Consider the following 22,990-nt stretch of genomic DNA (forward strand, 5'->3'; position numbering starts at 1 on the left):
TATGCTATTTCAAATAAAACCTCACTGAAGTTGACTTTAACTAGTTAGGACCCGGATAATCACTTATATTTATTTCAGTGGGCGGCTTTATGTTGTCTTCTCTCAAATCCACATAAAGCTTTCCTTCACTGTCTAAGGTACATAAGCTTACCTGGTCAAGAGAGGTTATTTTTTGTTTTTTTAACTCTTCCATAAGCCATTTTTCAGTGAGTCCTATCATCTCTAAATTTTGATATATTATTTGCCCATCATATATTAATTCGGTTGACATGCCTTCATATTTAGTAGGTATTTTAAGATCAGCAGGTGTAAGAGTTCTTTTTTGGGACTTCTTCTTAACTGACAAATAGCCATTGGTTTCTAAAACTGCAAATTCTACATCCTTGGGATCGAAAACTCCACGAATTCTCAGCTGCTGCATCAATTCATCCATATGGTAATTCATTTTTGCCATGTTCCTTTCAAGAATTTTACCGTTATGAATAATAATGGTTGGCTCTCCCAAAAACCACTTTGCTGCTACTCTGTTCTTAATAGTAACTGCTCCTAAAAGCCATGAAAAAAGAAACCAGACAGACATTCCCAGTAAATGTGTATAAGGCGGCGAATCCAGTTCGGTAGTCATTGAGGCGGCAATAGAGCCAACAGTTATACCTACAATATAATCAAAGAATGAAAACTGGTTTATTTGCTTTTTCCCAACAAGTCTGCTAAATAGGAGGAGAAAGGCAAAGGCAAAAAAGCCTCTTAAAGCTACATTTAAATAGTCCATAATAATTCACCCCTTAATAGCTTAACCAAATAGTGTCTAAAAAACCGTCACATGTCAAAAGACTAGACAAATTATAAGTATATTAGATTAATAAATGTCGGAATTATCAATGCTATCATGTTGGCATGAATTTTGCAAGATATAAATCTTAGCACATTTATTTTGCCGTTTATAAAAAAGAGGGGGAGTTAAGATGAGTAATGTGGCTAGAAAAGTAGTATTAACTGTAGCGGAAAATAAGCTTGTAACAAATTTCGTAAACAAGTATGGACTCACTCTTGGAGCTAGTCGTTTTGTTGCTGGAGAAAAGTTAAAGGATGCCATAAAAGCTGTAAAACAGCTTAATGCTAAAGGCATATGTGCTACTCTAGATAATCTGGGTGAAAGCTGCCATGATGAAAGAGTAGCTGCAGAAGGCACCAGGGAAGCAATTAGGATACTTGAAGCTATTAATGAAAGTGGAGTAGACAGCAACCTTTCAGTAAAATTGACACAATTGGGTTTAGATATAGACCATAATTTCTGCCTCGGCAACATGATGGAGATAGTTGGCAAAGCAAATGAGCTTAGTAACTTTGTGAGAATTGACATGGAGGATTCCTCGAAGGTAGATGCTACCATTGCCATCTTTAGAGCATTGAAGGAAAAATACCCACAAAATGTTGGTTTAGCACTTCAATCATACTTATATAGGACTGAAAAGGATATGGATGACCTCGCTGATTTAAAGCCGAGTTATAGATTAATGAAGGGTGCTTACAAGGAACCGAAAGAGGTTGCGTTTCCTAAAAAGAAAGACGTTGATGATAATTTAATAAAAATCATTAAAAAGCATTTAGACGCAGGTTTCTATACTGCAGTTGCTTCCCATGATGAGAATATAATTAATGCTACAAAAGCATATGTCAAGGAGAAAAATATTCCTACTTCCCAGTATGAGTTTCAAATGCTTTACGGTATCTGCTCTAATCTTCAGGAGCAGCTTGTGAAGGAAGGACATAAGGTTCGCTGCTATGTTCCCTATGGAACTGACTGGTACCCATATTTCTCACGAAGACTTGCTGAAAGGCCAGCAAATATTCTATTCATTCTAAAGAACCTTCTCAAAAAATAACAGTGGTATATATTTCCTTTTACGGGTATAATAAAAAGATGTATAACCCATTAGGAGGATTGCTATGTTTAGAAGAACTATAGAATTAAAAGGTCATATTGTTGACAGCAAGGTATTGCCCACAGTTTTTGAAGAAATTGAAAAGCTAGGCGGAGAGATTTTTATTGAACATAGCGTTATCGGCAAAAAAAAGGAAGACTATAGTTATTTAATTATGGAAGTTAGTGCTCAGTCTCAAGAAACATTGGATGATGTCCTTAACGTTGTTGTAAAACTAGGGGCAAACATTCTAGATGAAGCAGAGGTAGTTCTTGAACCTGCTCCCAGGGATGGTGTTTTTCCTGAAGGGTTTTATTCTTCCACAAACCTGCCTACATTTGTCTGGTACAATGATAGTTGGATTAAGGTAGAAGCTATGGAAATGGATTGTGCTGTTGTTCTAGAAGAGAAACCTAATCTCAAGGCTTACTGTGTACCCATCAGCAGGGTGAAGAAGGACCAATTAATAGTAGTGGGCAAGACAGGTGTAAAGGTTTTGGCCATAGATGCAAATGCGGATAAAGAAGTATTTAGCTTTATGGGCAGCGAGGTTAGCAGCGAAAAGCCCAAAAACCTGGTTATCAAGGATATTGCTTCTCAAATGGAAAGCATAAAAAGAAGAAATGGCAAAATCCTTTTTGTACTTGGTCCTGCTGTAATTCATACAGGTGCAGGAGTTTGGGTTGAAAAGCTTATTGAAAATAATTATTTGGATATTATTTTTGCAGGAAATGCTGTTGCAACCCATGATGTTGAGAATGCTTTTTTTGGGACATCCCTTGGAATATGCTTAAAGTCCGGAAAGTGTATACACGAAGGCCATTCCCATCATTTAAGGGCTATTAACAGGATTAGAGCAGCAGGAAGCATGGAGGAAGCAGTTATTAAGGGAGTCCTTACAAAGGGACTTATGTATACAATGATAAAGCATAAAACCCAATATGTACTTGCTGGTTCCATAAGAGACGATGGTCCAATGCCAGAGGTAATTACTGATGTTATTAAAGCTCAAGAAGCTATGAGATCAAAACTGGATGGTGTGGAAATGGTTATTATGCTTTCCAGTATGCTTCATGCAATAGCTACAGGAAATATTCTGCCAGCTTCCATAAAAACTATTTGCGTTGATATTAACCCTGCTGTAGTAACAAAGCTTGCTGACAGGGGAAGCTTTCAAACTGTCGGTCTGGTTAGTGATGTTGAATGGTTCCTGCGCCAATTAACTGAACACCTGGGGATTGATACCAAAAATTAGCATATTATAATAAGCAGATTTTATGTTTAATCAAAAGAAGAAATCAGTATAATAATTATAAAAAGCGGTTTTCTCTATGTTAAATAGAGTTAGTCGCTTTTTCTTATCCTATTTTTAGGCCCCAAAGTCACTTAACTTACTGTTAGCACTAATAATACTAATAAAGCTGTTTTTTAAAAAAATAGAAGGGAGATATTAAGGTGGAGGTCTTTAAACCCAAAAGGGTGCTGTTCGAACAAAAATCCATTGATTACCCCCTTGGGGAGAAACTATACGAAAAATTTAGAAGGGATCCTGATGTTATTGTAAAGATGATTGGATCTCACAACAGGGTCATGGGAATACCAGGCAAGAACTCACAGGAAGGTTTTAGAGAGGCAAAAAGAACTCTGGTGGTTGGTGTTAGAAAAAGTGGGGAATTCCAAACCTGCAAGCCTTCAGCACATTATCAACTGCCATTATCAACCAGCTGTCCTGGTATGTGTGAGTACTGCTACCTGCACACTACCCTTGGGAAAAAACCATACTTAAGGATTTATGTTAACATCCACGAGATTCTAGCTAAAGCCAGGGAATACATTAATGAAAGACTACCTGACATAACAGTATTTGAGGGAGCAGCTACTTCAGATCCTCTAGCCTTAGAACACTTAACAGGTAATTTAGAGGAAAGCATTAAGTTTTTTGCCAGCCAATCCCACGGAAGGTTCAGATTTGTAACAAAATACACCAATGTTGATTCTCTGTTAAACATAACCCATGGAGGTAATACTCGCTTTCGTTTCAGTATAAACACACCTTTTGTAATAACCAAATACGAGCATAATACTCCTGCCTTAGATGATCGTCTAGAAGCAGCCAGGAAAGTAGCAGCTGCAGGATACCCTCTAGGTTTTATTATAGGGCCGGTCATAGTATATGACGGTTGGGAGGTTGATTATAAAACACTATTTTTAAATTTACAGGCTGGTTTAGCCAGGGTGGTTAAGGAGCCCTTAACCTTTGAAATTATAACCCATCGCTATACAGCAAGAGCTAAGAAAAACATAATGGATATTTTTCCAAAAAACAATCTCCCCATGGATGAGTCAGAACGCCAGCTAAAATATGGCCAGTTTGGCTATACAAAGTACTTATATCCTAAGGAAGAAATGAAAAATATTAATCAAGTTTTTGAAGGCTTGGTAGAGAAATACTTGCCGAATAGCAGGATAGAATACTTTGTTTAGAAAAACAATTTACCTCTCAATTTCGTAAGCTGCTTCATATGATGGAACCTGCTAATAAGAGCAAAAGATATTATGAAGGTAAAAAGCATTAAGGAAGCTTAATGCTTTTTAAATGAAGGAGTAAAAGGATTTATGTAGAAATGTAGTTTATAAACAGTTCAATGCAAAGAACAGAAAGTAGGTTTGATATGGCACAAGTAATTTCATTTGTTGGTAGATCTAACGTGGGTAAAACCACCCATTTAGAGAAGGTGATAGCCGAAATTAAAAGACGGGGCTATAAACTAGCTACAATCAAACATGATGTACATGGGTTTGACATTGATGTACCAGGTAAGGACACATGGAGACACGGTCAGGCTGGTGCAGATAGTGTTGTTATCTCATCGCCTAATAAAATTGCTATAATTGAAAAAGTTTCAGAGGAGAAAACCCTGGATGAAATAGCACAAAAACTGCAAAATGTGGACATAATTATAACTGAAGGGTACAAAAGAGGTAATAAGCCCAAGGTTGAGATAGTTAGAAGGGAAAGATCAGCACAGCCTATATGTGAGCCCATGGAATTATTTGCCTTAGTTACAGATTGTGATATTAGCATGGATGTACCCAAATTTGGTTTTCACCAGGTAGCAGAGCTGGTGGATCTAATTGAAGAAAAATTCATTAATAAAAAAGACTTTGTCTAAAGATGACAAGGTCTTTTTTATTCTCGCCCCTTTTTGTCAATATTCATAAACTTGCTTGAAAAAAGAAGAAATTGTGGAATTTTAAAAAATAATTAGGTGTTTTTAATTAATAATGTAGAAAAAATAGCAAAAGAAGGAAATAATAACCATATAAAGAATACACTAAAGTGGTTAAAATATTACAGCTGGTTTGGAGGTATACCATGGATTTTGTTAAAACCCTTATTATTGCAGGGAGCATGCTTGTTTACCTAGGCTTTGCTCCTATTACAACTGACCATTATACTTTGAGTCACCAAAGCAATAATCACTATGAGCAAAAGGATCATGAAACCTGGTGGGAAGAATATCATAAACTGCCCAGGAAAAGTGGGGCTTTAGCTGACAGGATTACTCAAGCCCTAGAATATAGTGGATGGCTTAACGAACCATTAGAAGATGTCATTGTTAAACTTGAGGAATTTTATGGAGAGCCTTTGTTAAGTGAGATTGTTAAATCTGTATCTGAATTTAGAGCAACCCCAACTGACTGGCATTATTTATATAAGGTAGATAGTGTGTATTTGCTGCAAAAGCATGGTGAAAAAACATATTTAATTGTTGAGGTGCTGGAACTACTAAATGATGAAATAATTGATAAGGCCCTTGCACTAATTATAATTAATAGTGATTCTAAGATAATTGAACAGGATTTCAGGTGGGGGTATTAACCTAGTATTTCTTTAAAAAAATTACAGAAGTCTTGTCAATTTCACCATGTTATTTTATACTTAATGTTGCTGGGAATAAAGTAATGCACATTAAATCTAACTATTCTAGTATAAAAAATGTAAAAAACATAGAAGTATTGTACAAAAAGGAGGAAACTTTAAATGCCAACTTACGAGTATAAATGTGAAAAATGTGGTGTTTTTGAAAAAATGCAGCCAATTACTGAAAACCCTTTAACCAGCTGCCCTGAATGTGAAGGTAGGGTTCAAAGACTTATCAGCAAAAATGTGCATGTAGTATATAAGGGTGGTGGTTTCTACACCACTGACAATCGCAGCCCAGATTATAAGTGTTCTGAGGGTAAATGCTCTGATGGTAAATGTTCAAATGACTCCGGCAGCAAGGCCAGCTAAGCTGCCTTTTTTTCATATACTCTTTAATGTTAAGGAAAGGTAATTATGGGTCGAGAATTAAAGGAGTTTTTAATTAATAAAATAGCTGCAGGGCCTTTGCGATTTTATGATTTTATGAAATATGCGTTGTATCATCCTTGTTGGGGATACTATGTAAAGGATAAAATTAAAATAGGGAAGGAAGGGGATTTCTATACTAGTCCCCATGTACATAGTGCCTTTGGACATTGCATAGCAGATCAACTTCACGAGATGTGGACAATCTGCCATAAGCCCAAGGACTTTTACTTAGTCGAGGCGGGGCCTGGGACAGGCTTATTAGCAGGTGATATCCTGGAGTACTGTCAAAAGCATGAAGATTTCTTTACAGCAATTAAATATGTATTAATGGAAACCAGCCCTTATATGATTGAGATACAAAAGAATAAACTGGAGAAATATGCTGCCAAATGCATATGGATAAAGTCCCTTGCCAGCTTGAACAGCTTTACAGGAGTAGTTTTTTCCAATGAATTGTTAGATGCTTTTCCTGTACATAAGGTTACAAAAATAGGTAATGAATTAAAAGAAGTCTATATCAATTATCAAGATGGCTCCTTTTATGAGACTCCTGGTGAAATATCTACCCATGATATTATGGTCTATATTAATGAATTACATATTGAGTTAAAAGATGGGCAAGAATTAGAGATAAATTTAGAAGCCAAAGAATGGTTGACAGAGCTGGCTTCAAAGCTGGATAAGGGTTTTGTAATAACAATTGATTATGGTTACAAGATAAGCGAATTAGATGAGCCCTTCAGGTTTAAGGGTACATTAATGAGCTATTCCAACCATACAAGCACTGAGGATGTTCTGGGGCATCCAGGAGAGCAGGATATAACCTCCCATGTGAACTTTTCTGCTTTAAAGCATTTTGGGGAAAAGGTCGGATTACAAACTGCAGGGTACACCTCCCAGATGAGATTTCTAATTAACTTAGGTATAGCAGATAAAATGACCCTAGGACCTGATGTTGAAGGTGTAAAAAACTCATTGGCATTAAAAAGACTTACCTTGCCTGATGGCATGGGTGAGAGATTTAAGGTTTTGGTACAGTATAAAGGGTTGGAAGTAACAAAATTAAAAGGTTTAAGCGGTTTTTTTGATACCTTAAAAATATAAAACATGAAATAAAGGAGGATAATTTTCAATGGAAGGAATTTGGTTTACAGAAAAACAACTGCCAGGATTAGCTGTTTCTTGTCTAGTAAAGAAAACATTGCACCATGAAAAAAGTGAGTATCAAGATGTGAAGGTTGTTGAAACTGATACCTTTGGTACAATGCTGCTTCTTGATAACGTTATACAAACTAATGTAAGAGATGAGTTCATCTATCATGAAATGATTAGCTTTCCAGCACTTAATACCCATCCAAACCCTGAAAACGTACTGGTCATAGGAGGAGGAGATGGAGGAACCATTAGAGAGGTGGCTAAACATCCCAGAGTTAAAAAAGCCACTTTGGTTGAAATTGATGGAGTAGTAGTAGAGGTGAGTAAAAAGTATTTACCGACAATTGCTGCTGGATTAGAAGACCCAAAGGTGGAGGTCAAGATTGATGATGGCATTAAACATGTAAAGGATAACAAGAATACATATGATGTAATCCTGGTTGATTCCACAGATCCAATTGGGCCAGCGGTTGGCCTATTTGCAAAGGAATTCTATACTGATGTATTTAATGCATTAAAGGAAGATGGAATCTTTGTTGCCCAAACTGCTTCACCTGTGTTTAATGGAGAAATGATTAAGAGAATCCATAAGGATTTAGGTGAAATCTTCCCGGTTAAAGACCTCTATGTTGCCACAATACCTACATATCCTGGTGGATACTGGTGCTTCACCATGGGCAGCAAAAAGCACAGCCCGAGAGAAGTGGCAAAGGAAAGTATTGCTGCACCCAACACCAGGTACTACAGCCCAGATGTTCATTTTGGAGCCCTTGCACTTCCTCCCTTTGTTGAAGAATTAGTAAAGTAGCAGGTATAAAATAATGGAAAACAGTTTTTATAAAAGCGGACAATTTTTAGGAGCAGTTTCTGAATATGATGGAGCCAGGGCTGTCATCTATGGTGCTCCCATGGATTTTACTGTCTCCTTTAGGCCTGGCACTCGCTTTGGCCCTGAGAAAATAAGAAGTGTTTCTATTGTATTGGAGGAATATAGTCCATATCAGGACAGGCATCTGGAAGAGGTAGTCTTTTATGATGCAGGTGACCTTGCATTGCCCTTTGGCAATGTTGAAAAGAGTTTGCAGATGATATACCAAGCAACAAAAAGACTCCATGAAGATAAGAAGTTTCCAATTCTTCTTGGTGGAGAGCATCTTGTAAGTCTACCTTCAATTCAGGCTGCCCATGAACATTTTAGAAACTTAAAAGTTATTCAATTTGATGCTCATGCGGATTTAAGAGAGGATTATGAGGGAGAACCTAACTCTCACGCTACTGTTATTCGAAAGGCGGCAGAATTAATTGGTGGCTCCAATGTATTTCAGTTGGGAATCCGCTCTGGAACAAGGGAAGAGTTTGATTACGGGAAGAGGAATACAAACTTCTATTTTAATCAGGTAATAGAACCTTTAAATGAAATCGTTGAAAAATGCAGCGCAGATCCGGTATATATAACAGTTGATATTGATGTGCTTGACCCAGCCTTTGCACCTGGAACTGGAACACCTGAACCTGGGGGATTCTCTGTTAGAGATTTATTATATGGCTTCAAGGAGCTTGGTAAATTGAACATTGTAGGTTTTGATTTGGTAGAAGTGTCTCCTGCATATGATAAATCAGATATAACATCTATAGCAGCTGCAAAGCTCGTGCGAGAAGCGCTTCTGGGCTTTGTCAAAACATAATACTCTTGCATTTATAATGCAAGAGCATCCAATTTTTTAGGGCACTTAATCTATTTACCGATAAAAACTATTTTATATGATACTTCAAAAAGGGCTTGTTATAATACAAGAACCGTGCTATAATAATCAAGCGTTAGGACGGAAAGATAAATTACCAAGAAATTTCTTTTGACATTTATCTGAGTTTGATGTATACTAAATCTTGTCGGATTTAAGGGGAGCTGTGGTGTAGTGGTCTAACATACCGGCCTGTCACGCCGGGGATCGCGGGTTCGACTCCCGTCAGCTCCGCCATTTAATCTGCCTCGGTAGCTCAGTCGGTAGAGCAGAGGACTGAAAATCCTCGTGTCGGTGGTTCGATTCCGCCCCGAGGCACCATTTTCATGCGGGAGTAACTCAGTGGTAGAGTGCAACCTTGCCAAGGTTGAAGTCGAGGGTTCGAATCCCTTTTCCCGCTCCATTTATGAAATGGCGGCATAGCCAAGTGGTAAGGCAGAGGACTGCAAATCCTTTATTCCCCAGTTCAAATCTGGGTGCCGCCTCCATTAAAATACTAATATAATACTTCCTGCCGGGGTGGCGGAACAGGCAGACGCACAGGACTTAAAATCCTGCGGGACTTAACTCCCGTATCGGTTCGATTCCGATCCCCGGCACCACTTACACAAAGGTTTCAGCGATTTAGAACAGTTGCCTAATAGCGGCTGTTTTTTTGATTCGTTGCCATGATTTTTTCTTGCCTTAATGTTATGACAGTGATACCTTCAGGGCCCTATGGCTATCATAAAGATAGAATGGGTTTATTTTTATATTATTGGAAAATGAAGTAAAAACTTAAGCTATAAGTAGGAAATTGGAAAAATTTATCGAATTTAACAGTGTAGTTACCTGTTAAAAGTAATGATTATAAATTGATCAAAGAATTAGTTTGCCGATTGGTATAGGTGACAGAGTTCAGGAACTGAAAGAATATGGGGGTTATGGAAAGGAAAATGAAAAGGTTTATTTATTATCCTGATTTTGAAGTGAGGGACGAGACTTGGTTGAAGTTTGCACCATTGTATCTTGAAGAAATCAATCCAATAATCCCATTTTCGGGAGAAAAACATCTAAGCAAAGAGTTTGCAAATCTAATTGAGAGTTCTGATTTAATTAAGCCAATTAGACCAACAGACAATCAAGGCAGGACCTCTTCCTTAGATGCAACAGGAAAAGATATGCAGATGAAAAATACGAATTTGCTAAACTATATTCTGAGTGTTTGGAATTAATTGAAATATATATACCCCACGATTTCCTTTATCATAAGCTATATAAAAATGCACTCAAAACAACACTTTTAAAGTCATTTAATATAAAAAAAACAGTAGCCTGGCTATTAGGTAAAGATTTTGAGTTATTTGAGTGGGTTACATTACCTCAAGATGCTCTATATGTAAGTAAACAAAACTGGTACAATGAATTTAAGTCTAAAACCATAAATATAAATTATTTAGATAGACTAGATAGTTGCCGCAAAGAATTATCGCTAATGCTAAAAGAAGCATCTGAAAAGTATTTAGTGTTACACAGCAAATTAAACTAGCATACCAAAGTCAAAATATATAAACCTAGAAATGAACAGAAAAAGAAGCAATTAGAGCAGATTAAACAATCTGCATCCAAGGAAAAATGCTAAAAAGGCAAATAGAGAAAACCAAAACCTTGAGGCGCTACCCCAAACCCCGGGATTTATCGCTTTCATTCTCCAAGAGTAAAAAGAAAAAGGGCAGCAAAGTGTACTACCCTTTTACTCTTTATAGAATCCCGACAGGCGCTCAGGTTGCATCCCTGCAGAACCCTAATATAAAACTTTAAATTAATTACGATGTAAAAATTTTGAAGGAAACGTGCTATAATGTAGGTAGATAGAAGACAGATAAAGGGGTTGGGTCAGATGAATTTCGTGAGAAAACTAGTCAATAGCAATATTTTTTCCGGAATAATTGATATTCCTCAAAGTATGAAAAATAGAAAAGTTGAAGTTATTATTAAGCCAGTAGATGATGAGGCTGATAAGAATAATAATACAGCAAGCATAATTAAACTACGAGGAGCCTTAAGTAAATACAAAAAACTTGACCTAATAGATGAAGAAAAAAGAGCCTGGTCTATAGCAGTGGTGGAAAAACATGAAGATAACAGACGCTAATATAATACTAAGATACCTATTAGAAGACGTACCTGAGTTATCCAAGAAAGCTTCTGAAATTCTAGAAACCAATGAAATATTTATACCCAATGAAGTATTTGCTGAAATTGTATATGTTTTGGAAAAAGTTTATGAAGTAGACAGAGAAGAAATAAGCTCTACTCTTATGGAGTTAATTAATACTCAAAATATTAATGTAGCAGATAAAATAGTGCTGAATAAGGCATTAGAGCTTTACTCAGCAACAAAGTTTGATTTTATTGACACTATTTTGTACTCCTATAATAAATATAAGAATTATAAAGTTTTTACTTTCGATAAAAAGTGGATACGCTATCTTTTAAGTCTACCATCCCAAAACACATTTTTCATTTTTAGTGCTATGACCAAATGACCCACTGCAAACAAGCAGTAATAATAGATATACAGTAATGCTCCTGGAGTTAATTATTAAATTGCTGATAACAGGATTGGTTTCAGGCATAAACATTTCAGACTTACTAAGAAATAATGTTTCTACGTAGAAATTCCATAAATATGGTTTTCTGTCAGTCATTCTTAAACCAACAAGCGATAGCTATATAAAAAAGAGACGGCTACTATGCACACCGGCTCTTTAAATTTAGCTATTTATTTCTTAGATGCTTCTTTTTAGCCTTATAAGATAGAATATCTCCTTTAGCCTCACGTAACTTCTCCTCAAAAACTGTCTTAAACCAAGCAGTTCGGTTTTTAGTTGGCGGATACTGATACAATTTATCGCTTAGCTTACAAATAGCTTCAATCATCTCGATTTGACCATAAGCTAACTCCTTGGCCCTCTTAACAGCTAGAGGCAATAGGTCATGGAACCCGGTGATAACAAAGAACTCTTCTAACTTCCTATTTTGCATATTACCGTTAGGGTTCGTAATAAATTGGGTAAACATACTCCAATACCTCCTTTATAAAGGTCTAATAAAGCTTCTTAAAAAGCTTAAGCTATAGATACTACAATAAGTTCCTTTAAATCCTAAGGTTTATTCCTCTTTTGAAGCCTGTAGTTTTCACCATTCATATTTAAAATAGTAGATTGATGCACCAACCTGCCTATTAAAGCAGAGGTCATATGCTCATCCTTACCAAGAAAGGTGACCCATTTAGAAAATTCAAGATTAGAAGTAACCATAATGCTTTTTGTTTCATACCTAGAAGCAAAGATTTGAAATAGTAAGCTTGCACCGGCAGCATCATAAGAAAGATATCCCAGTTCATCGATTATCAAGGCGTCGCAGGCATTAATGTTCTTTAAAAACCTGGTTAAGAGTTTTTCATTAGCAGCCTCAGTCATTTGAGTAACAAGCTCAGAAGCTCTTCTAAACTTTACCGTATAGCCCTTTCTAATAGCCTCAACACCAAGAGCAGTAATGATGTGGGTTTTTCCTGTTCCACTTCCACCTATTGCAACGACGTTTTGTTTTTTTGCAATAAACTCACAAGTAGCAAGTTCCATCACAGTATCCTTCTTAAGCTCAGGCAGTCTGTCTTGATCAAACTCAAAAGTATCCAGGGTTTTTACAATAGGAAAGGCAGCATTTTTTAAACGATACCTGTATCTATTCTGGTCCTTAATAGAAGCTTCCGTAGAGAGCAGATTATATAGGAACTCTTGCTTGGTTAAATCGTTTTTCATATACTCTTTGTAATCAGCAAAGGTATAAAGCTTCAAATCCTTTGCCATAGCCAGTATCTTTTCATGAATAGAAGAATTATCTAGTGCACTTGTCATTAGTATCAATCCTCACTTTCTAATAGTTCATCATACTTATTAAAATCCACAGATGAAACTTTAACTGCATCATCAACATGCAGTTTATCAGTCAGGCTTTTTTCCTGTATCTCAAGATAAAAACATACCAGTTCATAGGAAGGACTACCTGTCATATTTGCCTGCTTAACTGCCCAAAGAAGAGTATCTTGGGGTATCTTTTTACCCAACAGCAGTATGTTTACCAGCTGATAATTTCTATCCTTACCCTTACAAAGGTGCATGAAATCAGTTAGTTCTTTAGGCATAATACCCCTATTAATAGGAGCAGCATTTTTAATAGCCCTGGGCTTTCTTTCTAAGATCTTAAGATAATGCTCTGGAATATATTGATGATCAGATGAGCTAAGAGCCTTTTTGTGCCTATATATTAAAGAACCCTCGTGATAGATATCCACATTAAAAGGAGATAACTTAAGGGTTACAGATAACCCCACATAATCTGCCGGTACAGAATACTTTGTACAACCTAGTCTAACTGTCAAATCATGATAGACTAAAGCCTTAATCTCCTCAGCAGGGTCAAAAGGATATACTGGTAAAGGTAGCAGATGTTCTTTTTCCTCATCAAGCATCTGCTTTATTGACCTTGGGCGATCCTTAATCTTATGGTTTAGGCAGTACTCCATACATTTATGGGTTACATGCTCCTGCAGCTCATTAAAATTTGCTGCATGCGGCATGGGAGTAAAGGCAATTTTACGAACAATGGATACAAGGTTCTCGACAGCACCCTTTTCCCACCCGCTATAAATATTACAAAACACCGCTTCAAAGGCATAATGGGCTTCAAGCTTTTTAAACTTTTCCTGTTTAATGGCATCCTTGCCTGAGCCTTCAAGAACAGCACTTTTTAAGTTATCATAATTATTTAGTATACTAAATAATTATGATTATGCCGCAGAAATGATTATCTGAGATAAATACGCCAAACCCATCTGTCAGGGCATCATTGTTAAAAACTGCGGAATAATTTTTTAGTCCAAAGAGTACAATTTCTTACGAATATCCGGATCCTTCCACAACTCAATTCCATCCAAGTGGCCTTCATTTGCCTTTTTCATTGCCTCACTTACCATATCCCAGGTAACAAAAGCATAGAATCCGGATGTAGTATTCATGCTTGAGTGTCCCAGTAGTTCCATTATCGCAGGCAGCTGTACACCCGCGATGTATAAGTGCATCGCTCTGCTCTTTCTTAGAAGATGACAGTGGATTCTATCCGGGATGTCTGGGACTTGCTTACGCGCTTTGTCAGCACTTTCCTTTAAAACTCTGCTTACAGAGTCTACAGATAGCGGCCATAGTGATCCTGTCCGTCTTGTGTAAAATAGTGGGGCATGTCTATCCATTTTAGGATGAAACTCATTCAAATATGATTGAATAAGCTTAGCAGTCTTGGGCGACAAAGTAACGTTTCGAAATCTATCGCCTTTTCCGTGCAGAGTCACAAAAGAATCGCCTTCTGTACCAGACTTTTCATTTAAAAAAAGATCGCCAACTTCAATGTCAACGAGTTCCTGTACTCTAGCAGCACTATCATAGAGCAACGTTAACATAGCTATGTTCCGCCTACCCATGATTCTCCTGCTGTCGGGTGCACTCATAATAGCCATTGCAGCTTTATTGGACATGTATTCAATCTTATCTTTTCTAACTTTTTTTGATGGGACTTCAAGGACTTCACGACTGACCGATTCATTGGTGATAACATGGCGCGCACAATAACGCAAAAATGTCTTAATCGCGGAGAGCCTTAAATTACAGGTTCTCGGCCTGCAATTTAGTTCTTTTGACATCCATACCATAAAGCCTTCAATGCAGGCAGGCGTTAACGCTCCAATTGTGATGGTGTCTCTGGTAAGCCCCGAATTTTCAATATATTTGATTAAGGTCTCAAGCGCTTGTTTGTAGGCTTTTACGGTATTCGGAGAGACTTCCCTTGCGTTTGGCAAATACACCTTAAGAAAGGATCGAGCCAAAGACCAGAACTCATTTACATCAGAGTCTTGTTTCCTTTTACTCATATGGAACCTCCAAAATATCGGGCATCATCCAGTCCAGGTCCGTTTTGATCTGGGTTATTTCTTTTCGAATAGGCGGTGATAAATGAAAGTAATACTGAAAACTTTCTGGTAACTTATGTCCCATATGTCTCATTAAATATGGCCGCAGAACATTTACATCCTCTATAGCCACTCCGCTGCGCATGCATAATTCGACATTTCGATATAGAAAATGATGGCGAAAGTCGTATAGCCTGGGCTCTCCGCGCCTACTGGGCAGGATGTAGGAGACCCAAATTTCCCTAAAGTGTTTGGAAAAATCATCGCGTGACCGGTTAACAGAAGCAGGAAATAGATACTTGTGACATGGGAATATCTTTTCGATCACAGAATTGTATTTGGAAAGAACTTTAGACAACTCATCGCTCATATACACAACCCGGTCTCCGGTCTTAGAGTCGACAATGGTGACTTCTCCGGTTTGAAAATTCACATTTTCCATCAATATTTTCAATTCACAGGTTCTTACCCCTAAACAGTGCATAAACAAATATGCCGCTGGAAGTACAATATGCAATGATGGCTCTTTCTCATCCGGCTTCAATTCAGTGCATGCGCCAAAGAATAATTCGATATCATCTTCTGAAAACAGATACGGCGGTTTTGGAGTCCCTCCTTGTGCAGTATCTTCTTCAATTACAAAGGCTTTTGGGTACCCAATACTTGTAAGGTATTTGCCAAAAACTCTGACCGACCCTACCCGACCAGCACGTGTATTTGGATGTTCATCGCCCCGTTTCAAAACCCATTTGTCAGCCAACTGTTGCGGGGTAAGGAGTTCATTTTCTTTTGATGCGCAAAAAGCATCGAAAGTCCTCAGACGATACCCGGCTTGTTTGTACTTAAAACCACTAGATATTTTAAATGCAATAAAAGTCGATATTTCCTCTGCGTAAGGACCTGCGATGTAATTTCTGTCCGGGATAGAAAAGGCGTTTGAACAGCCAATTGCTGTAAGGTAGATACCAAAAGCTCTAATAACAGAAGTATTCCTGCTGCGCTTGCTACAACTGCCATCATCTTGAGTAAGTAAAAATTTATCCGCCAACTGTTGAGGGTTCAATTCCAAATTGGACTGCTCATTACAAAACCTATCAAAGTCCTTTAAGCGAAACTCCTCATTTGTGTACTTCAAACCAGAAGACCTTTTTGTTTTAAGAAACGATACAATTTCTGGCGCAAATAAACCTGTGTATCCAGTAAACGCCGGTTTTGGCATAACTCCATTTACATAAGGAACCTCAAAAGATTTCAAACTACTCTGCATGGTGAGATACATGCCGAACTCTCTGATCATCCCAATATTAGCTGTGCTTTTTTCTTTAACAATCTTGCACCAGGTGTCTGCCAACTGCTGGGGAGTCAAAAATTCATTCTCCTTCATTGAGCAAAATTTATCAAAAGCTTTTAGGCAGTACTCCTCGGAAATATATTTTCGACCCGCTGATCTTTTTTGTTCAACAAACGCCTTGATTTCACTGGCAAAAGGACCGGAATTTATACTAAACAGCTTGGGAGCGTTTCCTTTGGCGCTAAATACAGTAAATGCTTTGGGGTGTCCCTGTGCGGTAAGGTACTGCCCGAGCTGCCTGACACAGCAGCCACCATCATATTTCGGTTTATCATTACCTGGCTTTACCCAAGCTTCAGCTAATTGCTGAGGAGTTAAGGCTCGGTTTTCCACAGCATTACAAAATCTATCAAAGGCTTTTAACGCAAACGCAGAGCTTGTATAAAGGGATCCTGATTGCCTCTTGAAATCAATAAACTCCCCGATTTCTTTAGCTAATGGGCCGATAAGGTTATATTGTTGTTTTTTATCAGCAATCATGTCATCAACCATTCTTTCATTGAATTCGGTATAGGCAGACAGATCGATTTCATTTTTTTCATATCCAGTTCAGTATATAAATCAACGGAGTCTTCGCCAACGTGTCCGATAGAGGCAGCGGCCTTTTGTATGGGAATACCTTTTGCAATCATTCGTGATACTAAACTGCGTCTTAGTGCTCTTGGACAATGAAGGCCGTCGGCAACAAAAGTGACACCGGCTTTTTTTAATGCATTTTTAAGAATATGATTGCAATTTTCTGGCGAGATGCGACGGTAGGGAGCCCCTTTAGTAAGAAAAATATATTTCAACCCTGTTCCTTTTGGACGTTCTTCTGTCATATATCTGATAATCGCTGACCCCATCACCGGAAATAGCTCAATGTTCATCCATTCACCTGTTTTGCTCTGAATGAATCCGATACTGCCGTTGCTCCAATTAATGTCATCAAGTTTGAGACCGGTGATATCTACTGGTCTCATGCCCGTTGCCAGCAGTATCGTCACTATCGCCTTTGAGCGCAAATCTACATCGCTACTTTCAGTGTACTTCCAGAGGACTTCTATGTTTTCAGTGCTCATAGCGTGAACTGGTTTCCTCTTATGCAAGGTGTGAAAACTCGCAAATAGTATGAGGTCAATAGGGAACTCTGCAAATTTCAGGTAGGTTTTCAGAAGCGATGGAACAATCTGCAGACTCCTATGCGACCATTTACCGCCCAAATCAGTAATAAATTCCCGAATATCAATTACTGTAACCTTAGATGGAACACTCTTTTTTTTCGTATCAAGATAAAGCAGAAATTTTGTTGCTACCTGAAGATATGATTTTATCGAATCCTTTCTTTGTTCTTGCACTTTGAGATGCTGCTCATAGGCATTTAGACTTTCTCGTAGAAACTTGGTACGGATTTGATCATCTTCTTTTTCAATTGTGAAAACATGGGCGGCGTCAACTGCTGTTGCGGTCAAGTTAAGAAGTGCTTTTCTTTGGACGCTTCCGCGAGCATGGTTAGGACTCCTTTGTTTGCCTTCTTCAATATACTGAGCTATAAATTCTGCAGAGAGTTTTTCTGCGTTTAATAAATCTGCAAAATGTTGAAGATCGTTAAACCTTTCGTTGTAGTGCCATATTGTTGACTTCTGATACCCCTTTGCTTTCACCAGCAACTTTGCTTTCACAATTAAATCTGATATTGGTATTTTTTTTAATTCATTCGAGAGCTTTATTCGCTCACTTAATCGAGGCATATTTACACATCCATTCTATGTTGTATTACAGCATAGAGTCTTCCCTGGATGTGCTATATTATTCCGCACTTTTTAACAATGATGCCCCTGACAGGCGGCTTTGAAGTATTAATCGCCGATAATCATTTCTGCGGCATAATCATAAATACATCTTAAAGGCACACCACCAAAGTACTCAAAGGCCATCACATGACCGGTAAAAAAGCTTGAGCTTGTCTTATCAGGAAAAACTGCGGCAAATATTCCAAAGCTGTAGGGAAGTACTGCACAAAAGATAGATACCCTTGTTTTAACCTTATTTATATACGCATAAACATCACCCCAATCAAATTCAGCGGCTTCACCTGGTTCAAACTCTAAGGGGATAAAAACCTCCGGCTTGTCTACACGCATCTCTTGAATATATTTTCTAACAGTAGATTCGCCAATTGAAAAACCTGCTCTAGTAAGTATCTGCCAGATGATTTTTGCATTTAACTTTTGTTTTTTAGGAGCATCTTTATTGTCATTTATGATTTTAATTATCTCAGCCTCAATTGTTAAACGTAGCGGATTCTTCTCTATTTGATACTCCTTTCTAATACCGGGCAGGATAGCACCGTTACAATATTTTCTAATTGTGGTTCTGCTTACCTTAAGGTGTTTTGCTATTTGTCTTTGACTTAACCCTTCTACTGCATAAAGTCTTCGTATCATTTTGTATGTCTCAGTATCAATAGTTGGCACTGTTAGCACCTCCTGATGCAGTTTTATTGTGACTAGGAAGTTTCCCCAGGGAAACAAGATGGTATTCTATTAGTGCACTAAAGCGACTAGTGCTGTCATATACCACCTTTAATACTCCTTGATAGTTTTTAATATCATCAGCTTTTGTACTGGCAAGATACATTTCTATTTCAGATATGAGCTTGATTAATAGCCTCATTGCTGCATTAAATTTAGTAATATTTATGCTGGCATCTTTAGCTATATCTTCATCAGCACATTTTTTAATCATTACTGGATGAAGGTTATCTGCTGCTGTAACTGGATCTTTTATGATTTGTTGTTTTAAGCTTTCCGGGGTAGTTTTACTGTTATATGCACTAACCAAACGCTCTACTGTAGACTTTGGAATATCTTTTTTGTAGATTTCCGTGGCAAATTTATGCTGCACTTCATTTGGAAGACGTGCAATGTCTGCAGCACTTGCTGGACATATCTGCTTTTTAAATACCATTTCGGAAACGTTAGCATTTAATTGTTCTGCTAAGGATAGCCTTTTACTTACCCAGGATTTTGATTTAAAAAGAGCCTCCCCTAGCTCTTTTTGTGTGTAGCCCCCGCTTGTTAGCAGTTCCCTTAGTATTAATCCTTCTGACAATGGGTTTAATCCTTTTTTAAATGAGGATAGCATTAGAATTGCTTTACAGGTATCTGCTTTACTTTCTAGCTTTGTTACAAAGACATCAGCTTTTTTTACATCCATTTCTTTTAAGACTTCCAGCTCGTTTTCTCCTGTTAGTGTCATTAGTTCCCCTTGGTGGTTTTCCATGACCACTATTGGGCTTAACAGGCCGTACTGAAGTATGCTCTTTTCACATAGGGACCTTTGGGTCTTTGTTATGCCTAGTGAGAGCATTTTATTTCTTGGTATTAGTTTAATTTCTACTTCTTTTATGGGATATTTTAGTGTTTGCATCCCATATCACCCCCTTGCCATGATAGTACTTGTATTTTTGGTGCAAGGATATATGGGTTTAGGATCTGTGGTGCTTTTAAATGATGAATTTTACCTTGTGGTTATAGTAGCTATAGTTTAGTAGGCTACTGTATTCTATGGTGTGAGTGATGTTTAGTACAGGACCTAGTACTGTAAGTAGTATGGCATATTTTTTTAAATCTTCATCCTCCCAGTGCTTTCTATGGACTAGTTTAATGGATAGTAGATCAGTTTTTATCTTAATGGCTGGTGCTTTGATAAGCTCTAGTAGTTCTTCTGCTATTTCTTTTAGTTTTTTTAGGCTTCTTGATATGGTGGAGTGGCTAAATGTATCTAAGCCAAATTTTTCTTTTGTTTTTGCTGCTGCTGCTCGCATGCTTAAGCTGCTGCTCAAATACAATGCTACTGCATATAGATGGACGTATACTGGGTGTTTTCTATTGGGGAGTTTAATTGAGGGCCAAAGGACAGTATTTTGTGCATGAGGATTTTTTAGCAGGGGACAGATTTGCACAAGTTCGCGGTTTTTGATAAACAGTTTATATGAAGCTGTTTTTCTGCGCATATACCCACTTTTGGATAAGTTTTCTAGCGTCTCTTTGCTTAAAGTTGCTTGGGAATTTTCTAAATTAATATTGATTTTATCGTGTGTCAGTGTTATTATCATATTGCTTTTGGGAAAAGAACTTTGAGAGTTAAATGTTGGCGCATTTAACATAAACATCTCAAAGTTCTTTCGTTTTTCCTCTTTATTTTCATAATATTTGCTGCTAGAGTGTGGTTCACTTCATGGCCCCATTTTTTCTTAGCACGCTAAAAAAAGTATACCACATGTTTGGTATACTTTTGCTGTAGCATTGGTTGCATTTTTGGTACACTTAATTCGTAGCGTATCCAAAAAAGTTGAGCAAGCTATTAACTTAGGAAATCTCAATACAAGAAACTGCCTCGAATGAAATATAAATAGGGCTCTAGCTGCTATTTGCCAAAACCCTATAATAGAAAGATTGTATGGATTTTCTGTTATCAATTAAGTTACCTTTAATTTATTTGATAAGGTTATGCTTAGGACGACACCCGTCCCCGGCACCATCCATTGAATACCAAGGCTTTGCAGGTTTTTACATGCAAAGTCTTTTTTTATTTGTTTTCGTTAGACTTTTAAAAAATCCACCCTATAGTCCTGCGCACCCTTAAATTAAATATTATTTTACCGTTAAATATAACAAGGTACGTATCCCCTGCTAAGCAATCGAGCAGATGCACCAGAAGAAGCGGCTAAGGCCTATACTAAACGATGGAAAATTGAAGTTTTTTATCGTACAGCTAAGCAGAACCTTGGATTAACTTCATGTTACGCTAATCGGAATCAGCTCACTTCGCACATGTGGAATTATTTCCGGCCAAAATTTTTGACACTAAGGTTATGAAATTGGGATTATTATCCTGGAATTGCATAACTACTGTAAGTGTGATAAGTAGATTGATCGAATAAAATTTGCTCAACTAGCTATACGTATAAAAGAGAAGGTTGAGGAAAAACATAGAGCCCAATGCCATCATAGAGGGTTTGTGCGTGCAAATCATGCATATAGACATTATTACAGGAATTGTTCCAGTGGAGCAGATATTTCTTTTTGGTTCATATGCAACTGGTACACCACATTCTGACTCAGACTTAGATATTTTTGTTGTAATAAAAGAGGATGCTGATATTCGAGAAATTGATGCAATGAAACTGATAAACAAAGCAATTAGAGATAAAAAAACAATGCCTGTAGATGTGATAGTTAGCAAGAAAAATAAATTTAATCAACGAAAGTATATTCCATCTATAGAGCGTCAAATAGCGCAGGAGGGTGTGGTGCTCTATGGATAATTTAACAAGTGCAAAGGAATGGCAAAGGTTTGCAGAAATGGACTTAATGAGTGCAGAATATCTTCTTAAGATGCGTCCTGTTCCTATTGAAATTATCTGTTATCATTGTCAACAGTCAGCTGAAAAATATCTAAAGGGATATCTAGTACTGCATGAGATGAATCCACCGAAGACTCATGACCTAAATCAATTACAAAAGCTATGTGCCAATATATCTGGTAGTTTTTCAGATATAACAGATCATTGTTCTGATTTGACAGCTTATGGGGTACAACCTAGGTATCCGATGCAATTAATGCTAGAGGAAAGAGATATGCAGGATGCCTTAATAAGTGCGAAGGCAATTAGGGATTTTATTATCAATATAGCACCACAAATGGTACAAGAAGAGTAGGAGTATATATGATAATAGAACTACCATCCTCCGTAGGGTATGACACATCATATAGGATGCGACGCGTTTGATGGTTTATGCGAAGCTATGACATATCCTTTAACCAAGAGAGTAAACCTTAGAAATACTAAAGAGTAGCCAACAAGATAGCTACTCTTTTTTGATGTCATTCGAGACTTTTTATGACAATTAGATTATAGACTCAGCCATTTTGATTATTTCTTCTTCATTTATATTGCCGCTTATTATAAAAACAAATGTTTTATACTGCCATATCATTTGAACCCTATCCTCGAAGACAATTAACGTTGCATCACTTCCATTAACAGCTATAGTTTTTTCTTCAATACTTCCTCTAACATTATGTGAAAAACTAGTGGCACCAGTAGTAGGTATTTGAGTCACAATAAGCTTGTCATTGACATCAGCAGTAGAAAAGTGGATCTCAATAGATGTTGAAATAGATTGTGGATCATCTATATAAATACCATCAAACATAAAGCCTAACGGTACATAAGAAGGCATGTTAATAGGATATTTAACCATCTGACTTGCTTCATCCATTGACAGCAGGTCTTTTTCTGTTGTTACTCCCAATGGATTAATAGGTGTACCCTCTTCAGTACTAGTTTGTTCATTAGTAGAGGTAGTTATGTTTATACTTGTAATTCCATCAATAGTGGTTCTAATTTTTTCAATAAACCACATGTAGCTTAGCAAATTAATATCGGAAATTTAACCAAATATT

At 37.3% G+C, this 22,990-nt stretch carries 25 protein-coding genes and 5 tRNA genes; 19 read left to right on the forward strand and 11 right to left on the reverse strand.

The window, feature by feature from the left end:
• Nucleotides 1-40: 40 nt before the first annotated feature.
• Nucleotides 41-772, reverse strand: coding sequence for a YetF domain-containing protein (locus tag K364_RS0112640; RefSeq protein ID WP_051534046.1), 732 nt, complete (start codon nt 770-772; stop codon nt 41-43).
• A gap of 193 nt (nt 773-965) precedes the next feature.
• On the opposite strand from K364_RS0112640, the gene K364_RS0112645 reads away from it, so the two are divergent.
• The 17 genes from K364_RS0112645 to K364_RS24005 all read left to right on the forward strand — a co-directional run bounded on the left by K364_RS0112645 (nt 966) and on the right by K364_RS24005 (nt 11,707).
• Nucleotides 966-1,886, forward strand: a complete 921-nt coding sequence (locus K364_RS0112645; RefSeq protein ID WP_028308326.1) for a proline dehydrogenase family protein — start codon at nt 966-968, stop codon at nt 1,884-1,886.
• 64 nt (nt 1,887-1,950) lie between these two features.
• Nucleotides 1,951-3,180: an ornithine cyclodeaminase, nickel-pincer nucleotide-dependent gene (locus K364_RS0112650; protein WP_028308327.1), complete on the forward strand. Its 1,230-nt coding sequence runs from the start codon at nt 1,951-1,953 to the stop codon at nt 3,178-3,180.
• A gap of 200 nt (nt 3,181-3,380) precedes the next feature.
• Entirely contained in the window at nt 3,381-4,409 is a 1,029-nt protein-coding gene (splB, locus tag K364_RS0112655) for a spore photoproduct lyase (protein WP_028308328.1), read from the forward strand.
• 188 nt (nt 4,410-4,597) lie between these two features.
• Complete coding sequence (mobB, locus tag K364_RS0112660; RefSeq protein ID WP_035269248.1) at nt 4,598-5,098, forward strand: molybdopterin-guanine dinucleotide biosynthesis protein B; 501 nt, start codon at nt 4,598-4,600, stop codon at nt 5,096-5,098.
• Between the two features lie 203 nt (nt 5,099-5,301).
• A complete protein-coding gene (locus K364_RS0112665) occupies nt 5,302-5,808 on the forward strand; it encodes a hypothetical protein (protein ID WP_028308330.1) in 507 nt (168 codons plus the stop codon).
• Between the two features lie 162 nt (nt 5,809-5,970).
• On the forward strand, nt 5,971-6,222 hold the full coding sequence (locus K364_RS0112670) for an FmdB family zinc ribbon protein (RefSeq protein WP_028308331.1): 252 nt from the start codon (nt 5,971-5,973) through the stop codon (nt 6,220-6,222).
• A gap of 45 nt (nt 6,223-6,267) precedes the next feature.
• On the forward strand, nt 6,268-7,386 hold the full coding sequence (locus tag K364_RS0112675) for a class I SAM-dependent methyltransferase (RefSeq protein WP_028308332.1): 1,119 nt from the start codon (nt 6,268-6,270) through the stop codon (nt 7,384-7,386).
• Nucleotides 7,387-7,414: 28 nt separating this feature from the next.
• Complete coding sequence (gene speE, locus K364_RS0112680; RefSeq protein ID WP_028308333.1) at nt 7,415-8,245, forward strand: polyamine aminopropyltransferase; 831 nt, start codon at nt 7,415-7,417, stop codon at nt 8,243-8,245.
• A 13-nt stretch (nt 8,246-8,258) separates the two neighbouring features.
• Entirely contained in the window at nt 8,259-9,122 is an 864-nt protein-coding gene (speB, locus tag K364_RS0112685; protein ID WP_028308334.1) for an agmatinase, read from the forward strand.
• 217 nt (nt 9,123-9,339) lie between these two features.
• A tRNA-Asp gene (locus tag K364_RS0112690) sits at nt 9,340-9,416 on the forward strand.
• An 8-nt stretch (nt 9,417-9,424) separates the two neighbouring features.
• Nucleotides 9,425-9,500, forward strand: a tRNA-Phe gene (locus K364_RS0112695).
• Between the two features lie 7 nt (nt 9,501-9,507).
• Nucleotides 9,508-9,582, forward strand: a tRNA-Gly gene (locus K364_RS0112700).
• 10 nt (nt 9,583-9,592) lie between these two features.
• Nucleotides 9,593-9,667: transfer RNA gene (locus K364_RS0112705), tRNA-Cys, on the forward strand.
• 25 nt (nt 9,668-9,692) lie between these two features.
• A tRNA-Leu gene (locus tag K364_RS0112710) sits at nt 9,693-9,781 on the forward strand.
• 321 nt (nt 9,782-10,102) lie between these two features.
• Entirely contained in the window at nt 10,103-10,393 is a 291-nt protein-coding gene (locus K364_RS0112715; RefSeq protein ID WP_156946476.1) for a hypothetical protein, read from the forward strand.
• Nucleotides 10,394-11,058: 665 nt separating this feature from the next.
• Nucleotides 11,059-11,313 carry a hypothetical protein gene (locus K364_RS0112725; protein WP_028308337.1) on the forward strand — a complete coding sequence of 85 codons (255 nt, stop codon included), beginning with the start codon at nt 11,059-11,061 and terminating at the stop codon, nt 11,311-11,313.
• Nucleotides 11,294-11,707: a type II toxin-antitoxin system VapC family toxin gene (locus K364_RS24005; RefSeq protein WP_051534047.1), complete on the forward strand. Its 414-nt coding sequence runs from the start codon at nt 11,294-11,296 to the stop codon at nt 11,705-11,707. The genes K364_RS0112725 and K364_RS24005 overlap by 20 nt, the downstream gene beginning before the upstream one ends.
• A 232-nt stretch (nt 11,708-11,939) precedes the next feature.
• Here the strand turns inward: K364_RS24005 and K364_RS0112735 are convergent, their stop codons facing one another.
• From K364_RS0112735 to K364_RS0112775, 9 genes are all read right to left on the reverse strand, one after another.
• Nucleotides 11,940-12,242 carry a hypothetical protein gene (locus K364_RS0112735; protein WP_242841702.1) on the reverse strand — a complete coding sequence of 101 codons (303 nt, stop codon included), beginning with the start codon at nt 12,240-12,242 and terminating at the stop codon, nt 11,940-11,942.
• 83 nt (nt 12,243-12,325) lie between these two features.
• On the reverse strand, nt 12,326-13,081 hold the full coding sequence (gene istB / locus K364_RS0112740) for an IS21-like element helper ATPase IstB (protein ID WP_051534048.1): 756 nt from the start codon (nt 13,079-13,081) through the stop codon (nt 12,326-12,328).
• A gap of 5 nt (nt 13,082-13,086) precedes the next feature.
• Nucleotides 13,087-13,887: a Mu transposase domain-containing protein gene (locus K364_RS24010; protein WP_051534049.1), complete on the reverse strand. Its 801-nt coding sequence runs from the start codon at nt 13,885-13,887 to the stop codon at nt 13,087-13,089.
• Nucleotides 13,888-14,097: 210 nt separating this feature from the next.
• Entirely contained in the window at nt 14,098-15,147 is a 1,050-nt protein-coding gene (locus tag K364_RS24015) for a tyrosine-type recombinase/integrase (protein WP_051534050.1), read from the reverse strand.
• Entirely contained in the window at nt 15,140-17,017 is a 1,878-nt protein-coding gene (locus K364_RS0112755; protein ID WP_028308340.1) for a tyrosine-type recombinase/integrase, read from the reverse strand. The genes K364_RS24015 and K364_RS0112755 overlap by 8 nt, the downstream gene beginning before the upstream one ends.
• Nucleotides 17,014-18,267 carry a tyrosine-type recombinase/integrase gene (locus K364_RS0112760; protein ID WP_028308341.1) on the reverse strand — a complete coding sequence of 418 codons (1,254 nt, stop codon included), beginning with the start codon at nt 18,265-18,267 and terminating at the stop codon, nt 17,014-17,016. Before K364_RS0112760 ends, K364_RS0112755 begins: the two co-directional genes overlap by 4 nt.
• Before the next feature lie 108 nt (nt 18,268-18,375).
• Nucleotides 18,376-18,993 carry a helix-turn-helix domain-containing protein gene (locus K364_RS24020; protein ID WP_051534051.1) on the reverse strand — a complete coding sequence of 206 codons (618 nt, stop codon included), beginning with the start codon at nt 18,991-18,993 and terminating at the stop codon, nt 18,376-18,378.
• Entirely contained in the window at nt 18,980-19,948 is a 969-nt protein-coding gene (locus K364_RS0112770) for a ParB/RepB/Spo0J family partition protein (protein ID WP_028308342.1), read from the reverse strand. The genes K364_RS24020 and K364_RS0112770 overlap by 14 nt, the downstream gene beginning before the upstream one ends.
• Before the next feature lie 76 nt (nt 19,949-20,024).
• Nucleotides 20,025-20,534, reverse strand: coding sequence for a hypothetical protein (locus K364_RS0112775; protein ID WP_156946477.1), 510 nt, complete (start codon nt 20,532-20,534; stop codon nt 20,025-20,027).
• A 1,020-nt stretch (nt 20,535-21,554) separates the two neighbouring features.
• Between K364_RS0112775 and K364_RS0112780 the strand changes: the two genes are divergently transcribed.
• Both K364_RS0112780 and K364_RS0112785 read left to right on the forward strand, forming a co-directional pair.
• Entirely contained in the window at nt 21,555-21,848 is a 294-nt protein-coding gene (locus tag K364_RS0112780) for a nucleotidyltransferase family protein (protein ID WP_051534086.1), read from the forward strand.
• Nucleotides 21,841-22,242 carry a HEPN domain-containing protein gene (locus tag K364_RS0112785; protein WP_028308345.1) on the forward strand — a complete coding sequence of 134 codons (402 nt, stop codon included), beginning with the start codon at nt 21,841-21,843 and terminating at the stop codon, nt 22,240-22,242. The genes K364_RS0112780 and K364_RS0112785 overlap by 8 nt, the downstream gene beginning before the upstream one ends.
• Before the next feature lie 189 nt (nt 22,243-22,431).
• Here K364_RS0112785 and K364_RS0112790 read toward each other — a convergent pair whose 3' ends face one another.
• Nucleotides 22,432-22,950: a DUF4367 domain-containing protein gene (locus K364_RS0112790; RefSeq protein ID WP_028308346.1), complete on the reverse strand. Its 519-nt coding sequence runs from the start codon at nt 22,948-22,950 to the stop codon at nt 22,432-22,434.
• Nucleotides 22,951-22,990: the final 40 nt, after the last annotated feature.

Source organism: Desulfitibacter alkalitolerans DSM 16504, from assembly GCF_000620305.1.
GTDB lineage: Bacteria > Bacillota > DSM-16504 > Desulfitibacterales > Desulfitibacteraceae > Desulfitibacter > Desulfitibacter alkalitolerans.